Below are 21,360 nucleotides of genomic sequence, written 5' to 3' on the forward strand. Positions count from 1 at the left end.
CTCTTGGCGCTACGAAAGGATGCCCTAGTCGCTGCACGAGGGCCGCACCGCCGGCCAGAAGATTGGTCGGTCGCAGCTTGAGCAAGCCCTCGGTGGGTGACCGGGGCAGCGCGACATGACTGGAATGGAATTCCTGCCGGTTCTCTTCATGGTCGCCGGAATTGTGCTGGTGGCCGTGGCGACGCTGTTCGTCTCCTCGCTCCTGCGCCCGTCCAACCCCTATCCCGCGAAGAACATGCCCTATGAGTGCGGTATGGACCCGGCCGGCGAGGCCGCCGGGGGCCGCTTCAGGGTGCAGTTCTTCATCCTCGCAATCCTGCTGGTGGTGTTCGACGTCGAGGCGATGTTCCTGTTTCCCTGGGCGGTCGTGCTGAAGGAGATCGGGCTCGTCGGCTATGTCGAGATGTTTGTCTTCATGCTGCTGCTTATCGTGGGCTTCGCCTACGCCTGGCTGAAAGGAGCGCTGGAATGGGAGGAGTAGGCGAAACGATCCGCGACAGCGTGCTGTTCACCACCGCCGACAGCGTCATCAGCTGGAGCCGGCGGTCGGCGCTCTGGCCCGAGACCTTCGGGATTGCCTGCTGCGCCATCGAGATGATTTCGGCCGGCTGCGCCCGCTACGACCTCGACCGCTTCGGCGTGGTGTTTCGACCTTCGCCGCGCCAGTCCGACGTGATGATCATCGCCGGCACGGTGACGCGGAAGTTCGCTCCGGTCGTGCGCCGGCTCTTCGACCAGATGCCGGAGCCACGCTGGGTCATCGCCATGGGCACCTGCGCGATCTCGGGCGGGGTCTACAACACCTACGCCGTGGTACAGGGGGCGGAGACTTTCGTGCCGGTGGACGTGCATGTGCCCGGCTGCCCGCCGCGGCCCGAGGCACTGATGCATGGCATCCTTCTGCTCCAAGAGAAGATCAAGAGGTCCCGCGCGCTGGCCGGGACGCCTCTGGATCGGGTTGCAGCCTCATGAGCGTGGAGACGTCCCTCATCCGCACCCTGATCGCGGAACGTTTCGGGGGGGAAATCGAGGAGCTTGGCTTCTCGCGTGGGGTTCACGCTTTCGCCTCACCGCCTGACATGATCGTCGAGCTTTGCCAATTCCTGAAGGGCCACCCTGCGCTGAGGTTCGATTTCCTGTCCGACATCTGCGGCGTCGATCACTACCCCGACACACCACGCTATGAGGCGGTGTACCACCTCTATTCGCTGCCGAACAAATGGCGCGTTCGGATCAAATGCCGCCTCGGCGATCCGCCGCGGGTCCCGTCGGTGACGGGGGTCTGGCGGACCGCCAACTGGCACGAGCGCGAGGCCTGGGACATGTATGGCATCCGGTTCGAGGGCCATCCCGACCTGCGCCGGATCTACATGTGGGAAGGCTTTGAGGGCTTTCCGCAGCGCAAGGACTTTCCGCTCCGGGGCTACAAGGATACGCTGAACCCGTTTGGCGCGGAAGGCCCGCCGCCGACGCAGCCCGATCTCGCCACCAAGGACATTCCATAAGGGAGGCCGTTCGACGCCGGGAAGTGAGATGACCGAAGTCACGGAACTGAGCAGGCCGGCAGGTGAAGCACTCAACACAAAGGAGGTGCTTCTCAACCTCGGCCCGCAGCATCCCAGCACGCATGGGGTGCTGCGGCTCGTCCTTGAGCTGGACGGCGAGTATGTCGCGCGCGTGGACCCACACATCGGCTACCTCCACCGCGGCACCGAAAAGCTGGCCGAGAGCTTCACTTACACCCAGATTTTTCCGCTAACCGACCGGCTCGACTACCTCTGCCCGCCCTCGAACAACCTCGCTTTCGCGCTAGCGGTGGAGAAGCTCCTGGGCATCGAAGCGCCGATCCGCGCGCAATATATCCGCGTGCTGATGGCCGAACTCGCGCGGATCTCCGGTCACCTCCTGATCACCGGCGCGTTGCCGATGGACCTGGGCGCCATGACCGCGTTGGTTTACGCCATGCGCGAGCGTGAAATGATCATGGACCTGTTGGAGATGATCAGCGGGGCGCGTATGCACACCTCTTTCTGCAGGGTCGGCGGCGTGCGCGAGGATCTGCCTGACGGATTCTTCCCCAAGATCAGGGAGTTCTGCGACATCTTCCCGAACCGGATCCGCGACTATGAACGGCTGGTCGAGAACAACCGGGTGTTCCTGAAGCGCACGCAGGGGATCGGCGTGATCTCCGCCGAGGACGGCATCGATCTTGGCCTGAGCGGCCCGAACCTGCGGGCCTCGGGCGTCGACTGGGACATCCGCCGCGACGAGCCCTATGAGATCTACGACCGGTTGGCTTTCAACGTCATCACCCGCGACGAGGGCGATTGCTACGCGCGCTGGCGATGCCGGGTCGAGGAGATGCGCGAGAGCGTCCGGATCATCGAACAATGCCTCGACCAGATGCCCGAGGGGCCGTTCCAGATCGATATGCCGACAATCGCTTTCCCGGTGAACAAGGACAAAGTGCACTGCTCGATGGAGGCGCTGATCCAGCATTTCGACCTATCGGCCTATGGCTTCAAGGTGCCGAAGGGCGAGGTCTATTCGGCGATCGAGGCGCCAAAGGGCGAGCTCGGGTTCTACATCATCAGCGACGGGTCGCAAAAACCGTTCCGGATGAAAGTGCGGGCACCGTCATTCGTCAACCTTCAAGGACTGTTCGGGGTCGGCAATGCCCGCTACCTGGCGGACATGATCGCCGTGCTGGGCAGCCTCGACCCTGTGATGGCCGAGGTGGACAAGTAGCAGGAGATTTTGGACGCGATGAACATGCGCGAACAGATCGAGGCGGCGGCGGCGCGGTATCCCGACCAGCGCTCGGCGATCATGCCCGCGCTTCTGATCGCGCAAAAGGAACATGGCCATCTGCCCGGCCCGGTGTTGGAAGAGGTCGCCGACATCCTCGGTGTCGAGCGGGTCTGGGTCTATGAATTGGCGACCTTCTACACCCTCTTCCATACCGAGCCGGTGGGTCTGTTCCACCTGCAACTCTGCGACAACCTCTCCTGCATGCTGCGCCGATCCGACGACCTGCTGAGGCATCTGGAGACGGTGCTGGGGATCGAAAAGGGCGGCACGACCCCGGATGGGCTGTTCACGCTTTCGACCGTCGAATGCCTCGGCGCTTGCGAGATGGCCCCGGTGATGCAGGTCGGCGACGACTATCACGGCGACCTCGACATCGCGCGGATCGACGCGCTCGTGGACAGGCTGCGCGCGGCGGCGGGGCAAGCGACCGGCGCCGAACTCGCCGCCGCAGAACCGCCGGGAGAGTAGCCGCCATGTTTGAACCGGTCCTTCTCAGAAACATGGACGTGCCGGATACCCATCTGCTTTCGAGCTATGAGGCCGGCGGCGGCTACCAGGCGCTGGCGAAGGCGCTGCGCGAGCACACGCCCGACGAGATCATCGACCTCGTCAAGCAATCGAACCTGCGCGGTCGCGGCGGCGCCGGATTCCCGACGGGGTTGAAATGGAGCTTCGTGCCGAAACGGGCCGACAAGCCGAAATACCTGTGCTGCAACGCCGATGAGGGCGAGCCCGGCACGTTCAAGGACCGGATCATCATGGAGCGTGATCCGCACCAGCTAATCGAGGGCATGGCGATCAGCGCCTACGCGATCGGGGCGGAAACCGCCTATGTCTACATCCGCGGGGAATACGTGCTGGCGATCCACCGGCTGGAGCAGGCGATCGCCGAGGCCCATGCGAAGGGTTATCTGGGAACACGGATTCTGGGCTTGGATTTCAATTTCGTCGTGCACATCCATTGCGGCGCCGGCGCATATATCTGCGGCGAGGAGACGGCGATGCTCGACTCGCTCGAAGGCAAGCGGGCGCAGCCCCGTCTGAAACCGCCATTTCCGGCGGTCGCGGGGCTCTACGCCAGCCCGACCGTGATCAACAATGTCGAGACGCTGGTCTGCGTGCCGCATATTGTGGCGCGGGGGCCGGACTGGTTTCGCGGCATCGGCCCTGACAAGAGCCCCGGTCCGAAGCTTTATTGCCTCAGCGGGCACGTGCGGAAACCGGGCCTTTACGAACTGCCGATGGGCATATCGCTGCGTGAACTGGTCGAGGACCGCGCGGGCGGGCCGCCGCCGGGGCGCAGGATCAAGGCGGTGATCCCCGGCGGGGTCTCGGCGCCGCTGATCCCGGAGCGCGGGCTGGATGTCGGGATGGACTTCGACTCGCTGGCTGCGGTCGGCTCGATGCTTGGCTCGGCCGGGGTGATCGTGATCGACGACTCGACCTGCATGGTCAAGGTCGCCACCCGGATCATCGAGTTCTTCCACCACGAGTCCTGCGGCAAGTGCACGCCGTGCCGCGAAGGGCTCAACTGGGTTGTGAAAGTGCTGCGTCGGGTCGAGGCGGGACAGGGCGTGCCGGACGATCTGGAACAGCTGGAGGCGCTCTGCAAGGGCATTTTCGGCAACACGTTCTGCGCTCTGGGCGATGGCGCGGCTATGGGGCTGCGGGCGGCACTGGCGCATTTCGAACATGAATTCGTCGCCCATATCGAGGAGGGCAGGTGCTCGTTTCACTAAGGAGCGCGCAGGGAGAAGGCCGCAAGAAGTCATGGTTAGCGTCACGATCGATGAACAAACGCTGGAAGTGGAGGCAGGCTCTACGGTGCTGCAGGCTGCCGAGCGTTTGGGCATCGAAATCCCGACCTTCTGCTATCTGAAGCGGCTGCCGGCGCTGGCCTCCTGCCGCATGTGCCTGGTGGAGATCGAAGGCCAGCGGCGGCTGCAGCCTTCCTGCGCCGCCGCGGTCACCGACGGCATGGTAGTGCGGACGAACACGCCGCTGATCGACGAAACGCGCTCTTCTATGCTCGACATGCTGCTCGCCAACCACCCCCTCGACTGCCCGATCTGCGACAAGGGCGGCGAGTGCGAGCTTCAGGACATGGTGATGGCATACGGGCCCCGGGAAAGCCGGTTCCGCGATGCCAAACGTGTGTTCCACTCCGAGGACATCCGTCTCAGCCCGGTCATCATCATGAACGTCAACCGCTGCATCCAGTGCCAGCGCTGCGTCCGGATGTGCGAGGACGTGGTCGGCGCGGTCGCCTTGGGCACCATCGAAAAAGGCATGGACACCGCCGTCACCGGCTTCGAGGGCAGTCTCGCGAGTTGCGACCAGTGCGGCAATTGCGTCGAGGTCTGCCCGGTCGGCGCACTGATGAGCTTCCCCTATCGCTACAAGGCACGGCCCTGGGATCTGGTCGAGACCGACACGGTCTGCCCGCACTGCGGCACCGGCTGCCAGCTCACCGTCGGCGCGCGCAAGGGCGAGTTCATGCGGGTCCGCTCGAAGTGGGAGCATGGCGTCAACCGCGAAACGCTCTGCGTTCGGGGGCGCTTCGGCCTCGACTTCGTCGGGAGCCGGGACCGGATCAAGCGGCCGATGATCCGTCGTGACGGCGCACTGGTTCCGGTTTCCTGGGACGAAGCCGGGGACTACCTGCGCCGAGGCCTGTCGGCCGTCGAGAGCAAGGCTGCGGGCGGGTTGGCCTCGCCGCGCCTGCCCAACGAGGTGCTTTATCAGTTCCAGAAGCTGATGCGGATGGTATTCCGGACCAACAACATCGACTGCTCGTCGCGCTGGTCCACGCCCTTCGAGACGCTCGGCCCGTTGGTGGCGGGCTTCTACACCCGCGCGCCGCTGGAGGAGGTGATCGGCAACGACTGCGTGCTTGTCGTCGGTGGCAACGTGACCGACGAGAACCCGGTCACTGAATACCTGCTGCGAGACAGCGCCCGGCGGCGGCAGACCGGGTTGCTCATGCTCTCGGCGCGACCATCCCGTCTGGACGCCGATGCCCGGGTGGTCGTTCGCGTTCGGCCGGGCGGTGAGGCAGCGAGCCTTGCCGCGGTAGTGGCCGGGCTGGTGGCGGCGGCTGGTCAGGCCTTGCCGCGTGACGTTTTTGCCGACAGGGGCGCGACAAGCGGTGGGCCGGAAGCGACCGCAGAGAGTAACGGGCCGGACCGTCTGGTCGCCGCGCTGCTGGAAGGCCGCAGCGTCACCGTTCTTGTCAGCGCCGACCTTCTGAGGCTTTCCGAAGCGCGCGCAACGCTGCAGCAGCTCACCAACCTGTTGCGGGTTCTCCGCGTGCTCGGCAAGGGCCCGGCGATGCAGTTCCTCTTCGACCGAGCCAACCAGCTGGGCGCCTGGGACATGGGGGTTCTGCCGGCGGCCCTGCCGGGGCTGCGCCCAGTCAACGATGATGCGGCGCGCACAGCTCTCATACGGGCCTGGGGCGCCGAAATTCCACCTGAGCCGGGCGCGGATCTCGACGCCATGCTGGCGCTTTGTAACGAGGGGCGGGTAGGCGCGCTTTATATCGCCGGAAGCGACCCCCTGATGGCCTATCCCGACCGGGGATTCGTGAAGCGGGCCCTTGATGCGGCCGACCTCCTGATCGTGCAGGACACGTTCCTCACGGATACGGTGGGCCTGGCCGATGTCGTCCTGCCCGCAGCGGGTTATGGCGAGGAATCCGGCACGTTCACCAACAACGAGGGCCGGATCCAGAAGGTCTGCAAGTTCCGTGAACCCGCATTCGAGGCGCGAGGCAATCTGGCAATTTTCGACTTCGTCGCCGCACTCCGCAACCAGATATTGCAGCCGTCGATGCAAGGCGAAATCTTCCGCGAGATTGCCCGGCTGGTTCCGGCCTACCAAGGGCTGACGCAGGACGGGCTTGGCGCCGACGGAGCATTCACGACGGCGGACCCGACGCCGCCGGCTGGCGAGTTCTTCGCCCCTCCGCCTAACCCGAATGCGGCCGACCGGCTCATGTTGGTCACCGGCAACTGCCTGTTCCACAATGGATATCTTTCCGAACGCTCGGAGATCCTAAATACGGTGGCGGATGACCCATATGTTGAGATGAGCGCGTGGGACGCCGCGCAGCTTGGCCTTTCGGATCGCGATCAGGTGATCGTACGATCCACCCAGGGCGAACTGAGGGCGCAGCTCAAGGTCAACAGGCATTTTCCCGGGGGGCTCGTGTTCGTGCCGGAAAACTATAGAGACCTGCGTCTCAACAGCCTTATGCGGCGGGGCGAATACCCTTGTCCGGTGGAGGTTCAAAAGGCGCACGCTGCTTTCGCCACCGGAGTCGGGGCGCGCCCTGAAAATCGCGGCCTAGGCATCGCCGAGCTTCCGGGCAGTTCACCCTAATCGGCTCTCCCGGGTTTGCATCCTCAGTGATAAGGGGTCCCGGCAATGTAATCGCTCAACGCTTGCTCGGTACGGAGCAATTCGTCGAGCCGGTGCTTGACCACGTCGCCGATGCTCACCACGCCGACAGAAGCGTCGCCGTCCATGACCAACACATGGCGCGTGCGTCGGTCGGTCATGAGCGACATCACAAAGGGCAGCAAATCCTGTGTCGAACAGGTCACCACACTGCGGTTCATGATGTCGGCGACCCGCATTGTGGGCGCCTCGATTCCGTATTCAGCCACCGCATAGCAGCAGTCCCGCTCCGACAGCGTGCCCAGGCATTCCCCGGGCGAACGGCTGACGACCACGAATCCGATGTTGTTGTCCCGAAACAGCCGCAGGACTTCTACGACCGTCTGATCTGGTGTGACCGAGATGAGCTCGGGAGATTTGGTCTTCAAGATTTGGCAGACAAGCATCTGAGCCTCCTGTGCTCCGGCTTGACGGCTACCGCGCGTTCACGTTCGGCGGATATTCCGCCACCAGTTGTATCCCTGCGGCTCACTCGTCTCGACCAGCACGTCCTGTTCGGTGTTCAGGCGCGCCGCGACCACACCGCCGCCGGTCGTCGCCTTGCCCGGTTTGCCGAGCAGATCGTCACGTCCGACCACCAGGTCACGCGAGGAAAAACTCGAGAATTCGTACTCTTGGCCAAGCGCGATCGCGTCGGCCGGGCAGGCGTCCTCGCACAGCCCGCAGAACAGGCAGCGGGCCATGTCGATCTCGAATTTTGCTGGATGCCGGTTGCCCTTCTCGTCCTCGTAGGGAATGACTTCGATACAGTCGCAGGGACAAATCCGCGCGCAGAGCTCGCAGGCCACGCACTTGATCTCGCCCTCTTCGTCGCGCGTCAGGAAGTGATGCCCGCGGTAACGCGAATAGGGCAACCATTTTTCCTTGTCAGGATACTGCATGGTCACGGATCTGGAGAACATGTAGCCGAAGGTCAGCGCCAAGGCGCCCGCCAGATCGGCGAAGAACGCCCAGCCGATCCATGCTCCACTTCTGTCCAGTGCGCGCGACATAGCGCCTCGCTACGAGCCGCTGCTATCCCTAAAGGAAAGCAACACCAGTTATAATTATGTTCCCCAGTGACAGTGGAAGCAAGACTTTCCAACCGATCGCCATCAGTTGGTCGTATCGATAGCGCGGGAAGGTGAAGCGGAACCACATAAACACATAGAGGAAGAACGCGACCTTGAGCGCGAACCAGAGGAGCGGCGGCAACGGGATCAGCACGCCGTTCCAGCCGCCGAAGAACAGGATGACCGACAGGACCGACACCAGCAGCATGACGGCGTATTCGCTGACCATGAAGAACGCAAAGCGGATGCCGCTGTATTCGGTATGGAACCCGGCCCCCAGATCGCCTTCCGCCTCCGCTAAGTCAAAAGGTATGCGCTGCGCTTCGGCCAGCCCGGCGACGAAGAATACGAAAAACCCGACCGGTTGGTAGACGATGTTCCAGACATCGGCCTGCGCCCGTACGATCTCGAGCAGGCTCATGGATTGCGCCAGCATTACCACGCCGATGACCGCGAACCCCATCGGGATCTCGTAGCTGATCATCTGCGCGCAAGTCCTGAGGCTGCCCAGGACCGCGTATTTGCTGTTCGCGGCCCAGCCGCCGAAGATGACGCCATAGACCTCGATCCCGATCACCGCGAAGACGAAAAGGAGCGCCACGTTCATGTTGGAGACGTAGAGCGTGATCTCCGCGCCGAGGACCGAGACGCTTTCGCCGAAGGGGATCGCGACGAACACCACGAAGGGCGGGGCGAGCGCCAGGATCGGCGCCAGTTTGAACAGGAAGCGGTCGGCTTCGGCCGGGATGTGGTCCTCTTTGGTCAAGAGCTTGATGCCGTCCGCCACCGGCTGCAGCAGCCCGTGCCACCCCACGCGCATCGGCCCCATCCGCTGCTGGATGTGCCCGGCGATCTTGCGTTCGAGCCACGTCAGCGGCAAGGGCAGCAGCAGCAGGATCGCAATCAGCAACGCGACCTTGAAGGCGATCAGGCCAAGGGCGAAGACAAGTTCCATAATCCGTAGCTACTTGTTGAACGGGTTGAGACCTACGACACTGAGCACTTGCGCTTGTCCGGCTTCGCGGGAACGGCAGTCTGCCGGCGGCGACGCAATTTGTGCAATGGTATCACAGTCTTACCGTTGCTGGCCACGGTGTGTGTCGCTTGGGGCCCAAACGGGCTCTGTCGCAAAGCTTTCTTTGCCCCTCTATCGCGTCGCGAGAAGTGGTTAGCTGACGGCGTGGGTCGCCACGCTCTCTGGCGAAGCCGAAATGATCCGCGCGCCACGGTTGGCAGGGGGATGAAGAAATTCGCTCCAAGGGCGATGGTTTCGGCGATGCGGTGTGCTGGCGCGCCGAGTGGAAGTGCTACCGCCCGCCGGTTTTGCCGGCGCACGGAGAATGTTGGATTGCAGTTCCCTCCCCTCCGCCATTTGCACCCTGCACAGGTTTTGGGACATGCCCGTCGGGTCAGGCCCGGAAAAGCGGATGAGGTAAACTTGCGTTACCTCCGATTAAATTCAACCTCAGGTGGTTTTGAACTTTGACGCAACCGCCTACAGGAATGGAGGAGGACCGTCTGGCGAACGCGGTCTTAAAGTCCAGGACCGGAGCACGAAAGCCACCCCGACGCGATGACCACGACGATTGAAGACATATACCGGCAGCTGGCGTTAACCGCGCGGTTGCTTGCCCAGTGCTGGCCGCAGCTGTTGCTTGTCGGCTGCCTCGGTATGATCGCTCATGATCTGCTGCTTCAGGGCGCAGTGAGGATCGGCCTCCAATTCCCGTTAGGCGGGATGGTCATACTGTCGCTGGTGGTTCTCGCTAAGCTGACGGTATTGGTCATGATGTTCGTGGTGCTCCGGCCGCACATGCCGGCGGTGGCGGCACTGAGACAAAAAGCGAAAAAGCAAGCGAACGAAACAAAACGCGAGCCGGTCCTGGCGATTACCGCGGCCGCGATCCTGCCGTTCTTCGCCTACTATGCCGCCTGGGGTTTCCTTGGCGATACGGTTCGCGAATATTCGCGCGTGGCGCTGGCCCAGGCCGATCTCGGCAAAAGCGTCGATATCTTCGCCATTCTTCAGTCAAGCGGCGTGGTACTGTCGATCGTCATATGCTGGCTAGTGCGTTTTGCCGCCAAGCGACTGAATGCGCGCGCCTCGTACCCCTACTGGCGGCTGCTGATCGTAGCGACGGACGCAACTTGGGTCTTCATCGGTCTCTACGCGCTCGGCGTATGGAAAGACTTCGGGTCAGCAGCGAGAGCTACGAATTCGGCAAGGACGACGGCGTTTCCCTCACTGCCTGCCAGTCTGATGAGGCGCGTCACGGTCCAGCTTGCGCCGGCATAATCGATCGGCTGCCGCAACGTCCCAGATAGCGGCTGGCGCAAATGTTGGGAGCGCCAGTCCTTGATGCTTCCCCACGTCTGCGCGGCTAGCGCGGCAGGCAGTGCGACCACCAGCGCCATCATGCTCAGCCAGTAGCCTCGCCGCGTTGAGGTCACCTTTGCGGGAGAACTGTCCATGGCGGCCTTTCTTCGTTGCGGCGGATGGTGATAGCGGGCTCGATGTCCTTGCCGGAAACATCCGCGGTGATGCGGATCTCATCGTCGAGCGGCAGCAATTTTGTGCGTGCGACCACGACGGTCCCGCCGGCGACGGCATCCTCCGGCACTTCAAACACCAGAAGGACGCGGCGTGGGAGGCCGGGCTGGTAGGCATTGCCCGGCATCATTTCGATCGTCGCCGGCAACCGGTCGGTCAGGACATAACGGATGCCGCTGCGGCTCAGCCACTCGCCCGATGTGAGACCCAAGGTCTCGAATTTCGCCTCGGCCTCGCCTTCGGCCACAATCCATACGCCGGAACTCGTATAGGTCTTTGACTTCCCGAAGGTCTCGACGTTGAGAACACGCGCCACCCGGGCGCTTTCCAGCGAAAGCGCGAAGGCGCGGGCCTCCACACGCTTGTTCATGCCGCCCGAAGAGACGATCGGCGATGTTAATGTCGCTGTACAGCGGTCGCGTATGCTGCATGCCGTAGAGCACGGCGGCAGCGAACAGTACCGCAAGCGCCGAACGCACCATGTGCATCATGGCGCCTTCTCCACCGGCAGATCGACCGTCGCAACGGGATCACGGTCGTACCACCCGCTTGCGCCGTAAAGATTGTCGCGCAGCTTGTAGATCTGGCCGGTGACGGTGACCGTCACCTCGTTCGGCACGGGCACACCGGCCGGCCACTCCCAAGCCATCGTCAGGCGTTCCGGCATGTTGGGATTGAAATATCCCGCCAGATACTTGTCGCGATCGAGATAAACCGTCGGCATCGGCAGCTTTTGCGCCGGCACGCTGAGTGTGACGACGCGGTAGAGCACGTTGTTCGGTGTGGCGGAACGGTTCGCCACATCCAGATCCACCATCACAAGCTGTACGGGTTGCGATGGGGGAACGCCTGTCGGCGGCACTGTTCCGACACGTGCCGTTTGCAAGGTCACAAACCAGCGACCGGTATCGATCTGCTGGCCCGCTTTGCACAACCGGCACCTTTGGCGGATGGGCAGCTTCGTAGAGCGTCATCGAAAACGAGATTGCCGATGCGGCCAGCCCGCCCAGGCCTGCAATTAAGAAAGCATATAGCCTTTGCCGTATTGTCGTTCGTGTCTGTTCCGTCATGCGCGGTGCGGTATGCGATGGTTCTCAGGCCAGGCTTATACGATGCGAGCTACGCCATCGGACAATAATTGTTACATCGTTTAAACAGCAGCGCTGTCATTCTTAAGGTGGTTCAGTGCAGGGACAACCAGCCGCGCAATCGGACCTTGGTGGCTCGTCGAGTCAGTGTTCAATATTCGCTCCTGGCGCTAGGAGCGGCATTAGTCCCCCTGGCCCGCGCAAACCATGCGAAAGAGGCGCCGGGCTCGGCTCGGCGCCCCTCACCTCTTCACTTATCCGACCACACCGCCAGCTCGTAGCCGTCCGGATCGGAAAAGTGGAAGCGGCGGCCGCCCGGGAACGAATAGGCGGGCTTGACGATCTTCCCGCCGGCCTCCTCGACGCGGCGCTGGGTCTCGTCGAGCTTGTCGGCATAGAGTATCACCAGCGGCCCGCCTGCCGCCTTGCTTTGGCCGCCGAGAGCGAAACCGCCGGTCAGCCGGCCGTCGTTGAACTCGCAATAGCTCGGCCCGTAGTCCTTGAAGGACCAGCCGAAGGCCTTGCCGTAGAAGCCACGCGAACGCGCGATGTCGCCGACGGAAAACTCGACATAGTCGATGCACTTGTCGTTGCTGGATTTGGCCATGATCTTCTCCTTTCGTGGTCTTTCGAAGCTCAGCGTTCGAGCATTGCCTTCAGGGTGTTGAGGTCGCGCTGCACGGCTTCGGCGTCGGCAGCGAATATCTCCTCCGTCATGTCCGGCGTCCTCAAGAGCACGAACATGACCTCCGCGCCGGTTCCATTGGGGACCACGCGCACCGCATTGCGGGTTTCCTTGCCCTCGGCGAAGACGATGTGATCGAGGACACCGAGTTCGTTGGGCCGGGAGAAGCGGATGCGGATGAGCCGGCCGTCGGGGTCCTCCGCGGTCCATTCCTCGCCCGATCTTTCGAAGCGCCTGCCGAGGCCTGCCGCCCAGCGTTGGAAATTCTCAGGGATGGAGGCGAAGTCATAGACTTCGCGCCAGTCCCGGTCGATGGACACGGTGATGATGCGGGATTTGTAGATCGTCATATCTGCCTCCTTTCAACGAAGGCAGACTAGGCGGAGTTAGCGGTGGCGTATTGAACGAAACGGCCAGCTCAGGCGCCGAGCTGTCGCAGAACTGTCGCGGGCGAGAATCCCGACAGGCGCCGCACCTCGCGCGTGAGATGCGCCTGATCGGAATAACCCGCCTCGAACGCAAGATCGGCTAGGCGCGGCCCGGCGGACTGCCGCGCCAGGTTCAGAAACCGCTGGAAGCGGAGAATGCGGTCGAGCGTCTTCGGGCCATAGCCGAAAGCCTCCTGGCAGCGGCGGCGAAGCGTTCGCGGGCTGACGTCGAGCCGGTCGAGGATCACCGCCATGCCCGGACCGGCGGATTCCGTTTTCAGCGCGTTGAAGGCAAATCCCATGTCCGGGGGCGGCGGCTCGACATCGGGCGCAAGCCTGGAGAATGCCGCTTGCATCGCCCGCATCCGCTCCGCCGTGGAGGACGCATCGCCAATTCTCTGGGCGATTTCGCGCGCCAGCGCCCCCCAGAAGTGGCTGAGCGCCACCCGGCCGCCAACGATCTCCGACATCGGCAGGCCGACCCACCGGCTTGCCGCACCCGGTCGGAAGCGGGTGCCGATTACGGTAGAGCCGGGTGTCAGCGCAGAGAGGGCAACCGCCACGTCGGGACCTGCTACGACCAGATCGCCGTCGATCCAGGTGATGTCGACGCAGCCGTCGGGGACCACCGCCGACAAGCTCCCCGCGTCCGGGCGCAATGTATTGGACCAGACACACTGGAAATGCCCTTCGAGTGCGGCCGGAGGATCGAACTCGCGGTATTCCCCAATCGCCCCGGAAAGGATTGGCGCCCCGGAAAGGACGGGTGTGTTGTCGTCAGACGTCACGAGCTCTCCTGTGAGGAACACTTTCGCAGGCATCGTACGCAGGCATCGTACTGTTCGGTCCCCGAAATCTATTGCGACGGCGGCCTGCTTCAACCCTATCCTCTGCTAGTGTATCTCAATCATCGCAGCTTTCACCGGCTGCCGGCGATTTCCACCCCGATCAGGCGGTTTGCCGGCCTTGTTCTCAAGCCGTCTCTTGACGCGCGGGAACCATACACGTTAGGGCGTCCGGGCACGAACGATTGGCGACCAAGCAAGGAAATTCCAACTGATGGAAATTTTTACCGCCGCCGGCCTCGCGGCCCTGTTCCAGGTCATCGCCATCGACCTTGTGCTTGCCGGCGACAATGCCATCGTCATCGGCCTTGCGGCGGCGGGCCTGCCGTCGGATCAGCGCAAGAAGGCGATTCTCGTCGGCATTGCGGCGGCCACCGTGCTTCGCATCTTCTTCGCTCTGATCACCCAGTGGCTCCTCACCATCGGCCCCATTCTCCTCATAGCCGGCGGCCTGCTGCTGCTTTGGGTGTGCTGGAAGATGTGGCGCGAGTTGCGTGTCAGCTACGAGCAGGAACATGACGCGACGGAATCGTTGTCAAATCTCGATTACGACAAGAATGGAACGATTGGCGGCAAGGGACCGCGCAAGACCTTCGCACAGGCAGCCTGGCAGATCGTCATTGCCGACGTTTCGATGTCTCTCGACAACGTCCTTGCAGTCGCCGGCGCGGCGATGGACCATCCGACGGTCCTGATCATCGGCTTGGCGCTGTCGATTGCGCTGATGGGCTTCGCCGCTTCGTTTGTCGCACGCCTCCTGCATAAGTACCGCTGGATCGCCTATATCGGCCTGGTGATCATTTTCTATGTCGCCGTGAAGATGCTTTTGGATGGTGCTGTGCAGCAGTTCCCCGAACAGTTTTCGTTCCTGGCGCCCTGGTTCGGGCCGGGCGGTCATTGAATCCTTAGCAGTGTAGGCCCGCCCGGGCGGCGCCAGGTCGTTCCTCGGTTTGCTTGATTGCGGAACTATGCTATTGCGCCGTGCAAATTGAGCATCGAGACTTCCGGGCCGGGCCTCAGGGTTTCCGGCCCGCGTCCATTGGAAACCGCACATGTCTGCCCCTCGCGTCAGTTTCGTCAGCCTTGGATGCCCCAAAGCCCTCGTGGATTCGGAGCGCATCATCACCCGCCTGCGCGCCGAGGGCTATGAGATCGCGCGCAAGCATGACGGCGCCGATCTGGTCGTCGTCAACACCTGCGGCTTTCTCGATTCGGCTCGCGATGAATCGCTCAATGCCATCGGCTCCGCCCTTTCGGAGAACGGCAGGGTCATCGTCACCGGCTGTCTCGGCGCCGAACCGGACGTCATCCGCGAAAAACATCCCAACGTTCTCGCCATCACCGGTCCGCAGGCCTACGAGAGCGTGATGGCTGCGGTGCATCAGGCCGCGCCCCCGAGCCACGATCCCTATGTCGATCTTTTGCCGCCGCAAGGCGTCAAGCTCACGCCGCGCCACTATGCCTATCTCAAGATTTCGGAAGGCTGCAACAACCGCTGCACCTTCTGCATCATCCCGGCGCTGCGCGGCGATCTCGTCTCGCGGCCGGCGGTCGACGTGCTCCGCGAGGCCGAGAAACTGGCCAAGGCCGGCGTCAAGGAAATCCTGGTCATTTCGCAGGATACCAGCGCCTACGGCATCGACATCAAGTACCAGAGCAGCATGTTCGGCGATCGCGAAGTGCGGGCGAAATTCCTCGATCTGTCGGAGGAACTCGGCAAGCTCGGCGTCTGGGTACGCATGCACTACGTCTACCCCTACCCGCATGTCGCCGATGTCATCCCGCTGATGGCCGAAGGAAAGATCCTTCCCTATCTGGACATCCCGTTCCAGCACGCCTCGCCGCAGGTGCTGAAGAACATGCGCCGGCCCGCCCATGGCGAAAAGACGCTCGACCGCATTCGCGGCTGGCGCGAAATCTGTCCGGATCTCGCGATCCGCTCCACCTTCATCGTCGGCTTTCCCGGCGAGACGGACGACGATTTCGAGATGCTGCTCGACTGGCTGGACGAAGCCAAGATCGATCGCGCCGGCTGTTTCAAATACGAGCCGGTCAGGGGCGCCCGCTCCAATGATCTCGGCCTCGAACAGGTACCGCAGGGGATCAAGGAAGCGCGCTGGCACCGCTTCATGCAGCGCCAGCAGAAGATCTCGGCGACGCAGCTCGCAAGGAAGGTCGGCAAGCGCCTGCCAGTCCTGATCGACGAGGCCCATGGTACCTCGGCGAAGGGCCGAACCAAATACGACGCACCCGAAATCGACGGCTCGGTGCATATCCAGTCGCGGCGCCCGTTGCGCGCCGGCGACATCGTCACGGTCAAGATCGACCGCGCCGACGCCTACGATCTCTACGGCTCAGCGGTCTGACCGCAACTCGCTCTACGGCGCCGCGTGTCCTTTTGGACGCAAAAGGACGCCGCAGCACCTGATTTTTTGCGCATGACCCTTTCCGAAATCGATCCCGATTTCGGGCTCTTGCTAAACGAAAGGGCGCCGTGCGGCGCCCTTCTTTGTCAAGATTTTGGCCCCGCTTGCGCTTACTGCGGCAGCTTGTCGTCGACGCCCTTGACGTAGAAGTTCATGCCGAGCAGCGTGGCGTCGTCGGCGACTTCGCCGTCCTTTAGCCACGGCGTTCCGTCCTGCTTGGCAATCGGCCCGGTGAAAGGATTCCATCCGTCGATAATCTTCTTCTCGGTGGCTTCCGCCATCGCCTTCACGTCGTCGGGCATGTTGGTGTAAGGGGCCATCTTAACGGCGCCATCCTTGATGCCCAGCCAGACATTGCCGGGCTTCCAGGTGCCGTCGAGTGCAGCCTTCACCCGGCCGATATAATACGGCCCCCAATCGTCGACGATCGAGGTCAACTGTGCCTTGGGAGCGAACTTGATCATGTCCGAAGACTGGCCGAAGCCCTGCAGTCCGCGCTCTTCGGCGACTTGCAGGGGAGCGGTCGAGTCGGTGTGCTGGACGATGATGTCGGCGCCCTGGTCGAACAGAGCCTTGGCGGCATCGGCTTCCTTGCCCGGATCGAACCATGAATTGACCCAGACGATCTTCGCCTTGAAATCTGGCTTGATTGACTGGGCGCCGAGCATGAAGGAATTGATGCCCATCACCACTTCGGGAATCGGGAACGAAACGATGTAGCCGGCGACGCCCGACTTCGATTGCTTGGCGGCGATCTGGCCGAGGATGTAGCGGCCTTCGTAGAAACGTGCGTTGTAGATGCCGAGATTTTCGGCCGTCTTGTAGCCGGTCGCGTGTTCGAACATCACGTCGGGGAACTTCTTGGCGACCTTTACTTCGGGGTCCATGAAGCCGAAGGACGTGCCGAAAATGATTTTGCATCCTTCGCGCGCCAGGCGCTCGAAGGCACGATCGGCATCGGGACCCTCGGAGACGTTCTCCAGATATGCGGTCTCGACCTTGTCGCCGAGTGCCTTCTCGACGTCCAGGCGGCCCTGGTCATGCTGGTACGAATAACCGAAATCGCCGATCGGTCCGGTGTAGACCCAGCAGGCTTTCAGCTTTTCCTGAGCTTCAGCGGTCGCCGCCAGCGACAATGTCGCCGCCGTGGCTACCAGCGCAATAAGCAGTTTTTTCATCGTGTTACCTCTCTGAGTTAAACCTTGGAGCTTCCCGTCTTTTTTCATTGTCAACGATCCGGAACGAATGGCTGCCCCAAGGAAGCCGGTGTGTTCATCATCGTCAAACGCTTGTTGCGCGAGATTAGAACGAGAACCACGATGGTTGCCAGATAGGGTAACGAAGAAAGCAGTTGCGAGGGAACCGGAATGCCAAAAGCCTGTGCATGAAGCTGGCCGATCCATACCGCGCCGAAGATATAGGCGCCAGCCAGCACCCGCCATGGCCGCCATGATGCGAACACGACCAGCGCCAGCGCAATCCAGCCGCGTCCGGCGGTCATGTTCTCCACCCATTGCGGCGTATAGACCAACGACAGGTGGCCCCCGGCAAGGCCTGCACAGGCGCCGCCGAAGATCACTGCCAGATAGCGGTAGCGGATGACCTGGATGCCAAGCGCATGGGCCGATGTGTGGCTGTCGCCGATCGAACGCAGCGTGAGCCCGGTGCGGGTTTTGAACAGGAACCACATGACAGCGGCGGTCAACGCGATCGAGATGTAGAAGATCGGGTCCTGGCCGAACAACAACCTGCCGATGACGGGGATCGCTGTCAGGCCGGGAATGTCGAGGTTTGGCAGCCTCGCGCCGGGCTGGCCGACAAAGCTGGTGCCCATCATGCCGGAAAGCCCGAGGCCGAGCAATGTCAGCGACAGGCCGGTCGCCACCTGGTTGGTGGCCAGCGTCAGCGTCATGACGGCGAACAGCAGCGAAAACACCGCACCCAAGGCGATCGCCGCCAACAACCCGATCCACGGCGATCCGGTGAGATAGCCGGCGCCGAAACCGCCGACCGCCCCCATGATCATCATGCCTTCGACACCGAGATTGAGCACGCCGGAACGTTCGACCACCAGCTCGCCGATCGCCGCGATCAGCAAAGGCGTCGCCGCGGTAGCGATGGTCAAAAGAATGTTGACGGTGATGTCCATCAGCGGGCCTCCTCCAGCTTCGGCGCGGATTCAAGCTTCGGCGCGGCAAAGCCGATCAGACGAATACGGTAGTGAATGAGGGTGTCGCAGCCGAGCACGAAGAACAGGAGCATGCCCTGGAACACGCGCGCCACCTTGTCGGAGATGCCGAGCGCGCTTTGCACAGCCTCGCCGCCGAGATAGGTCAGCGCCAGCACCAGGCCCGCCGCGACGATGCCTAGTGGATTGAGCCGGCCGAGGAACGCCACGATGATGGCGGCAAAGCCGTAGCCGGGTGAAATCACCGGCTGCAGCTGGCCGATGGCGCCGGAGACTTCCGAGATGCCGGCAAGTCCGGCCAGTGCACCCGACAGCGTGAAGGCGAAGAACACCATCCGGTTGATACCGAAGCCGGCGAAGCGCCCTGCCCTGGGGCTTGAGCCGAGCACGCGAACCTCGAAGCCTTTCAGCATGCGGCTCATCAGGATCCAGACCAGCACCGCCGCGACTAGCGCGAACACGAAACCCCAATTGGCACGGCCGGAGGCCGGCATCAGTTCCGGCAATATGGCCGAGTCGTTGAACTGTATCGTCTGCGGGAAATTAAAACCCTTCGGATCGCGCCACGGCCCGCGCACCAGCCAGTCGAGGAACAGCTGCGCGACATAGACCAGCATCAGGCTGGTCAGGATCTCGTTGGTGTTGAAGCGCGTCTTGAGCAAGGCGGGAATGGCGGCGTAGGCGGCACCGCCGACCATGCCGAACAGCAGCATAAGCGGCAGCACCAGCGGCCCTTCAAACTGCGGAAACAGCACCGGAATGCTCGATCCGACGATGCCGCCCAGGATGAATTGGCCTTCCGCGCCGATATTCCAGATGTTGGCCCTGTAGCAAACCGACAGGCCGACCCCGATCAGGATGAGCGGTGCCGCCTTGATCGCCAGTTCGTGCAGCTGCCAGACCTGACTGACCGGCTCAAGGAAATAAATTTGGAACGCCTTCAAAGGATTGACGCCAAGCAGTGCGAACAGGATGGCGCCGGCGATGATCGTCAACACGAATGCAATGAAGGGCGACAGCGCCGAGAACAGCATCGAGCGCTGCGGCCGTTTGACGAGTTCGAGGCGCATCATGACGTCTCCAGAGCGTGTTGGGCGTGGCCTGGCTCGGCCCCGCCCATCAGCAGTCCTATCTTTTCGAACGTGGCCTCAGCGATCGGCAATGGCTTCGACAATTCGCCATTGTGCATCACCGCAATCGCGTCGGATATCTCGAACAATTCGTCGAGGTCCTGACTGATGACCAGCACTGCCGAGCCGCTGCGCGCCAATTCGATCAGCGTCTGGCGAATGTGGGCGGCGGCACCGGCGTCGACGCCCCATGTCGGCTGATTGACGACCATGACGCTTGGCCTGCGGTCGAGTTCGCGGCCGACAATGAATTTCTGCAGATTGCCGCCTGAAAGCGCTGCCGCCTCCGGGTCCAGGGCGCTCTTGCGCACATCCATCGCCTTGATGATGCGCTGGGCAGCGGCATAGATCGCATCGCTTTTGACCATTCCGCCGGCGCCGACAAACACCTTGCCGTCGGTGGCATGGCGCGACAGCAGCAGGTTTTCCGAAAGCTTCATGCGGGGTGCTGCACCGTGGCCGAGCCGCTCTTCCGGCACGAAGGCAGCGCCCATCAGCCGCCTGCCGGTGATGCTGAGGCCGCCGGCATCCTTGCCACGGATGCGCACCGAGGCGGCATCCTGCTGCCGCACCTCGCCGGAAACGGATTCGAAGAACTCGCCCTGGCCGTTGCCGGCAACGCCTGCAATGCCGATCACTTCGCCGGCGCGTACCGTCAGGTTGATGTTCCTGAGCGGGATCGAGAACGGCGTTGCCGGCCTGCGGCTGAGTGCACGGATTTCAAGCAGCGGCTGCGCGGTCTCAATACCCTGAACCGGCGCGCGCACCACGGCCTGAACGTCGTTACCGACCATCATGCGTGCCAGCGATGCCGCAGTTTCCTTGCGCGGGTTGCAATGGCCAACCACCTTGCCGTGGCGCAGCACGGTGGCGCGGTCGCAGATGCGCTTGACCTCTTCCAGCCGGTGCGAAATGTAGAGGATGGACTTTCCTTCCGAGCGCAGCCGTTCGAGCGTCTCGAACAGCTTGTCGGCTTCCTGCGGCGTCAGCACCGAAGTCGGCTCATCGAGAATGATGAGCTGCGGCGTCTGCAGAAGACAACGGATGATCTCGATACGCTGGCGCTCACCGACCGACAGATCGCCGACCAGCGACTGCGGGTCGAGCGGCAGGCCGTAGCTGTAGGAAAGCGCCCTCGCCTTCGCGGCGATCGTGCTGATCGGCGAACCGTCGTCCAATGACAACGCGATGTTTTCGGCCGCCGTCAGTGCCTCGAACAACGAAAAATGCTGGAACACCATGCCGATGCCGAGCTTCTTCGCAAAGCCGGGATTGGTGATCGTGACCGCCTGATCGTTCCAGAAAATCTCGCCCGAATTGGGCTCCAATGTTCCGAACAGCATTTTGACGAGCGTCGACTTGCCGGCGCCGTTCTCGCCGAGCAATGCGTGGATTTCGCCTTTTGCGACGTTGAGATCGATATGGTCGCACGCTGTCAGCGTGCCGAACGTCTTGGTAAGGCCACGAACCTCAAGCAGGTCTGCGTCGTCCTGATTTGCACTCACAGTGCCTCCCATCTGGTTTGCCAGATATGTTCTGTGTTCCCGCAGGCATGGTATGCGCGGCCTGCTGTCATCGCAAAGCGGCACCCGTCTTGAAAGAGCTTCAAGAATTTCAGCGGAAACCTAACGCATCGGCCCGAAAATCGAAATCGATTTTCGGAAAGCACGATGCGTAGATTCAAACTGTTAGAGC

General features: G+C 62.6%; 22 protein-coding genes. 10 read left to right on the forward strand and 12 right to left on the reverse strand.

What is annotated here, in order from left to right:
• Positions 1 to 115 precede the first annotated feature (115 nt).
• From AC0L3L_RS10425 to nuoG, 7 genes are read left to right on the forward strand one after another with little or no spacing between them, the layout of a single operon-like run.
• On the forward strand, positions 116 to 481 hold the full coding sequence (locus tag AC0L3L_RS10425; protein WP_023800384.1) for an NADH-quinone oxidoreductase subunit A: 366 nt from the start codon (positions 116 to 118) through the stop codon (positions 479 to 481).
• On the forward strand, positions 469 to 972 hold the full coding sequence (locus AC0L3L_RS10430; RefSeq protein WP_027152448.1) for a NuoB/complex I 20 kDa subunit family protein: 504 nt from the start codon (positions 469 to 471) through the stop codon (positions 970 to 972). The genes AC0L3L_RS10425 and AC0L3L_RS10430 overlap by 13 nt, the downstream gene beginning before the upstream one ends.
• The gene (locus AC0L3L_RS10435) at positions 969 to 1,505 is read left to right on the forward strand and encodes an NADH-quinone oxidoreductase subunit C (protein ID WP_473637497.1); all 537 of its coding nucleotides are present in this window, start codon (positions 969 to 971) and stop codon (positions 1,503 to 1,505) included. Before AC0L3L_RS10430 ends, AC0L3L_RS10435 begins: the two co-directional genes overlap by 4 nt.
• A gap of 28 nt (positions 1,506 to 1,533) precedes the next feature.
• Positions 1,534 to 2,748: an NADH dehydrogenase (quinone) subunit D gene (nuoD, locus tag AC0L3L_RS10440; protein ID WP_473637498.1), complete on the forward strand. Its 1,215-nt coding sequence runs from the start codon at positions 1,534 to 1,536 to the stop codon at positions 2,746 to 2,748.
• An 18-nt stretch (positions 2,749 to 2,766) separates the two neighbouring features.
• Positions 2,767 to 3,279 (forward strand): NADH-quinone oxidoreductase subunit NuoE, encoded by a 513-nt coding sequence (locus tag AC0L3L_RS10445; protein WP_123151400.1) that lies wholly within the window; start codon positions 2,767 to 2,769, stop codon positions 3,277 to 3,279.
• 5 nt (positions 3,280 to 3,284) lie between these two features.
• Entirely contained in the window at positions 3,285 to 4,550 is a 1,266-nt protein-coding gene (nuoF, locus tag AC0L3L_RS10450; RefSeq protein WP_473637499.1) for an NADH-quinone oxidoreductase subunit NuoF, read from the forward strand.
• 31 nt (positions 4,551 to 4,581) lie between these two features.
• Positions 4,582 to 7,194, forward strand: a complete 2,613-nt coding sequence (gene nuoG / locus AC0L3L_RS10455) for an NADH-quinone oxidoreductase subunit NuoG (protein WP_473637646.1) — start codon at positions 4,582 to 4,584, stop codon at positions 7,192 to 7,194.
• A 23-nt stretch (positions 7,195 to 7,217) separates the two neighbouring features.
• On the opposite strand, the gene AC0L3L_RS10460 is transcribed toward nuoG, so the two are convergent.
• From AC0L3L_RS10460 to nuoH, 3 genes are read right to left on the reverse strand one after another with little or no spacing between them, the layout of a single operon-like run.
• Positions 7,218 to 7,658, reverse strand: coding sequence for a CBS domain-containing protein (locus tag AC0L3L_RS10460; RefSeq protein WP_127316750.1), 441 nt, complete (start codon positions 7,656 to 7,658; stop codon positions 7,218 to 7,220).
• A gap of 39 nt (positions 7,659 to 7,697) precedes the next feature.
• Entirely contained in the window at positions 7,698 to 8,264 is a 567-nt protein-coding gene (locus tag AC0L3L_RS10465) for an NADH-quinone oxidoreductase subunit I (protein ID WP_292396800.1), read from the reverse strand.
• 28 nt (positions 8,265 to 8,292) lie between these two features.
• Complete coding sequence (gene nuoH / locus AC0L3L_RS10470; protein ID WP_123151391.1) at positions 8,293 to 9,279, reverse strand: NADH-quinone oxidoreductase subunit NuoH; 987 nt, start codon at positions 9,277 to 9,279, stop codon at positions 8,293 to 8,295.
• Between the two features lie 618 nt (positions 9,280 to 9,897).
• Here nuoH and AC0L3L_RS10475 point away from each other — a divergent pair.
• Positions 9,898 to 10,620, forward strand: coding sequence for a hypothetical protein (locus AC0L3L_RS10475; RefSeq protein WP_473637500.1), 723 nt, complete (start codon positions 9,898 to 9,900; stop codon positions 10,618 to 10,620).
• A gap of 151 nt (positions 10,621 to 10,771) precedes the next feature.
• Here AC0L3L_RS10475 and AC0L3L_RS10480 read toward each other — a convergent pair whose 3' ends face one another.
• The 5 genes from AC0L3L_RS10480 to AC0L3L_RS10500 form a co-directional block, all read right to left on the reverse strand.
• The gene (locus AC0L3L_RS10480; protein WP_473637501.1) at positions 10,772 to 11,245 is read right to left on the reverse strand and encodes a hypothetical protein; all 474 of its coding nucleotides are present in this window, start codon (positions 11,243 to 11,245) and stop codon (positions 10,772 to 10,774) included.
• Positions 11,246 to 11,362: 117 nt separating this feature from the next.
• Positions 11,363 to 11,677, reverse strand: a complete 315-nt coding sequence (locus AC0L3L_RS10485; RefSeq protein ID WP_473637502.1) for a hypothetical protein — start codon at positions 11,675 to 11,677, stop codon at positions 11,363 to 11,365.
• 536 nt (positions 11,678 to 12,213) lie between these two features.
• Positions 12,214 to 12,570, reverse strand: a complete 357-nt coding sequence (locus tag AC0L3L_RS10490; protein WP_473487341.1) for a VOC family protein — start codon at positions 12,568 to 12,570, stop codon at positions 12,214 to 12,216.
• Positions 12,571 to 12,599: 29 nt separating this feature from the next.
• Positions 12,600 to 12,998, reverse strand: coding sequence for an SRPBCC family protein (locus AC0L3L_RS10495; RefSeq protein ID WP_292178882.1), 399 nt, complete (start codon positions 12,996 to 12,998; stop codon positions 12,600 to 12,602).
• Positions 12,999 to 13,066: 68 nt separating this feature from the next.
• Positions 13,067 to 13,864 (reverse strand): helix-turn-helix domain-containing protein, encoded by a 798-nt coding sequence (locus AC0L3L_RS10500; RefSeq protein ID WP_473487342.1) that lies wholly within the window; start codon positions 13,862 to 13,864, stop codon positions 13,067 to 13,069.
• A gap of 271 nt (positions 13,865 to 14,135) precedes the next feature.
• On the opposite strand from AC0L3L_RS10500, the gene AC0L3L_RS10505 reads away from it, so the two are divergent.
• Positions 14,136 to 14,822: a TerC family protein gene (locus tag AC0L3L_RS10505; protein WP_473487343.1), complete on the forward strand. Its 687-nt coding sequence runs from the start codon at positions 14,136 to 14,138 to the stop codon at positions 14,820 to 14,822.
• 151 nt (positions 14,823 to 14,973) lie between these two features.
• Positions 14,974 to 16,287: a 30S ribosomal protein S12 methylthiotransferase RimO gene (gene rimO / locus AC0L3L_RS10510; protein WP_473637503.1), complete on the forward strand. Its 1,314-nt coding sequence runs from the start codon at positions 14,974 to 14,976 to the stop codon at positions 16,285 to 16,287.
• Positions 16,288 to 16,457: 170 nt separating this feature from the next.
• Here the strand turns inward: rimO and AC0L3L_RS10515 are convergent, their stop codons facing one another.
• From AC0L3L_RS10515 to AC0L3L_RS10530, 4 genes are read right to left on the reverse strand one after another with little or no spacing between them, the layout of a single operon-like run.
• Positions 16,458 to 17,525 (reverse strand): BMP family ABC transporter substrate-binding protein, encoded by a 1,068-nt coding sequence (locus AC0L3L_RS10515; protein WP_473549540.1) that lies wholly within the window; start codon positions 17,523 to 17,525, stop codon positions 16,458 to 16,460.
• Positions 17,526 to 17,575: 50 nt separating this feature from the next.
• On the reverse strand, positions 17,576 to 18,496 hold the full coding sequence (locus AC0L3L_RS10520) for an ABC transporter permease (RefSeq protein ID WP_473637504.1): 921 nt from the start codon (positions 18,494 to 18,496) through the stop codon (positions 17,576 to 17,578).
• The gene (locus tag AC0L3L_RS10525) at positions 18,496 to 19,608 is read right to left on the reverse strand and encodes an ABC transporter permease (RefSeq protein WP_473527976.1); all 1,113 of its coding nucleotides are present in this window, start codon (positions 19,606 to 19,608) and stop codon (positions 18,496 to 18,498) included. Before AC0L3L_RS10525 ends, AC0L3L_RS10520 begins: the two co-directional genes overlap by 1 nt.
• Complete coding sequence (locus AC0L3L_RS10530) at positions 19,605 to 21,182, reverse strand: ABC transporter ATP-binding protein (RefSeq protein ID WP_473637505.1); 1,578 nt, start codon at positions 21,180 to 21,182, stop codon at positions 19,605 to 19,607. Before AC0L3L_RS10530 ends, AC0L3L_RS10525 begins: the two co-directional genes overlap by 4 nt.
• Positions 21,183 to 21,360: the final 178 nt, after the last annotated feature.

Source organism: Mesorhizobium sp. WSM4849, from assembly GCF_055811385.1.

Coding starts and splice junctions, on each gene's coding strand:
- AC0L3L_RS10425 (WP_023800384.1), top strand. CDS start 116: ATGACTGGAATGGAATTCCTGCCGGTTCTCTTCATGGTCGCCGGAATT.
- AC0L3L_RS10430 (WP_027152448.1), top strand. CDS start 469: ATGGGAGGAGTAGGCGAAACGATCCGCGACAGCGTGCTGTTCACCACC.
- AC0L3L_RS10435 (WP_473637497.1), top strand. CDS start 969: ATGAGCGTGGAGACGTCCCTCATCCGCACCCTGATCGCGGAACGTTTC.
- nuoD (WP_473637498.1), top strand. CDS start 1,534: ATGACCGAAGTCACGGAACTGAGCAGGCCGGCAGGTGAAGCACTCAAC.
- AC0L3L_RS10445 (WP_123151400.1), top strand. CDS start 2,767: ATGAACATGCGCGAACAGATCGAGGCGGCGGCGGCGCGGTATCCCGAC.
- nuoF (WP_473637499.1), top strand. CDS start 3,285: ATGTTTGAACCGGTCCTTCTCAGAAACATGGACGTGCCGGATACCCAT.
- nuoG (WP_473637646.1), top strand. CDS start 4,582: ATGGTTAGCGTCACGATCGATGAACAAACGCTGGAAGTGGAGGCAGGC.
- AC0L3L_RS10460 (WP_127316750.1), bottom strand. CDS start 7,658: ATGCTTGTCTGCCAAATCTTGAAGACCAAATCTCCCGAGCTCATCTCG.
- AC0L3L_RS10465 (WP_292396800.1), bottom strand. CDS start 8,264: ATGTCGCGCGCACTGGACAGAAGTGGAGCATGGATCGGCTGGGCGTTC.
- nuoH (WP_123151391.1), bottom strand. CDS start 9,279: ATGGAACTTGTCTTCGCCCTTGGCCTGATCGCCTTCAAGGTCGCGTTG.
- AC0L3L_RS10475 (WP_473637500.1), top strand. CDS start 9,898: ATGACCACGACGATTGAAGACATATACCGGCAGCTGGCGTTAACCGCG.
- AC0L3L_RS10480 (WP_473637501.1), bottom strand. CDS start 11,245: ATGAACAAGCGTGTGGAGGCCCGCGCCTTCGCGCTTTCGCTGGAAAGC.
- AC0L3L_RS10490 (WP_473487341.1), bottom strand. CDS start 12,570: ATGGCCAAATCCAGCAACGACAAGTGCATCGACTATGTCGAGTTTTCC.
- AC0L3L_RS10495 (WP_292178882.1), bottom strand. CDS start 12,998: ATGACGATCTACAAATCCCGCATCATCACCGTGTCCATCGACCGGGAC.
- AC0L3L_RS10505 (WP_473487343.1), top strand. CDS start 14,136: ATGGAAATTTTTACCGCCGCCGGCCTCGCGGCCCTGTTCCAGGTCATC.
- rimO (WP_473637503.1), top strand. CDS start 14,974: ATGTCTGCCCCTCGCGTCAGTTTCGTCAGCCTTGGATGCCCCAAAGCC.
- AC0L3L_RS10515 (WP_473549540.1), bottom strand. CDS start 17,525: ATGAAAAAACTGCTTATTGCGCTGGTAGCCACGGCGGCGACATTGTCG.
- AC0L3L_RS10520 (WP_473637504.1), bottom strand. CDS start 18,496: ATGGACATCACCGTCAACATTCTTTTGACCATCGCTACCGCGGCGACG.
- AC0L3L_RS10525 (WP_473527976.1), bottom strand. CDS start 19,608: ATGATGCGCCTCGAACTCGTCAAACGGCCGCAGCGCTCGATGCTGTTC.
- AC0L3L_RS10530 (WP_473637505.1), bottom strand. CDS start 21,182: ATGGGAGGCACTGTGAGTGCAAATCAGGACGACGCAGACCTGCTTGAG.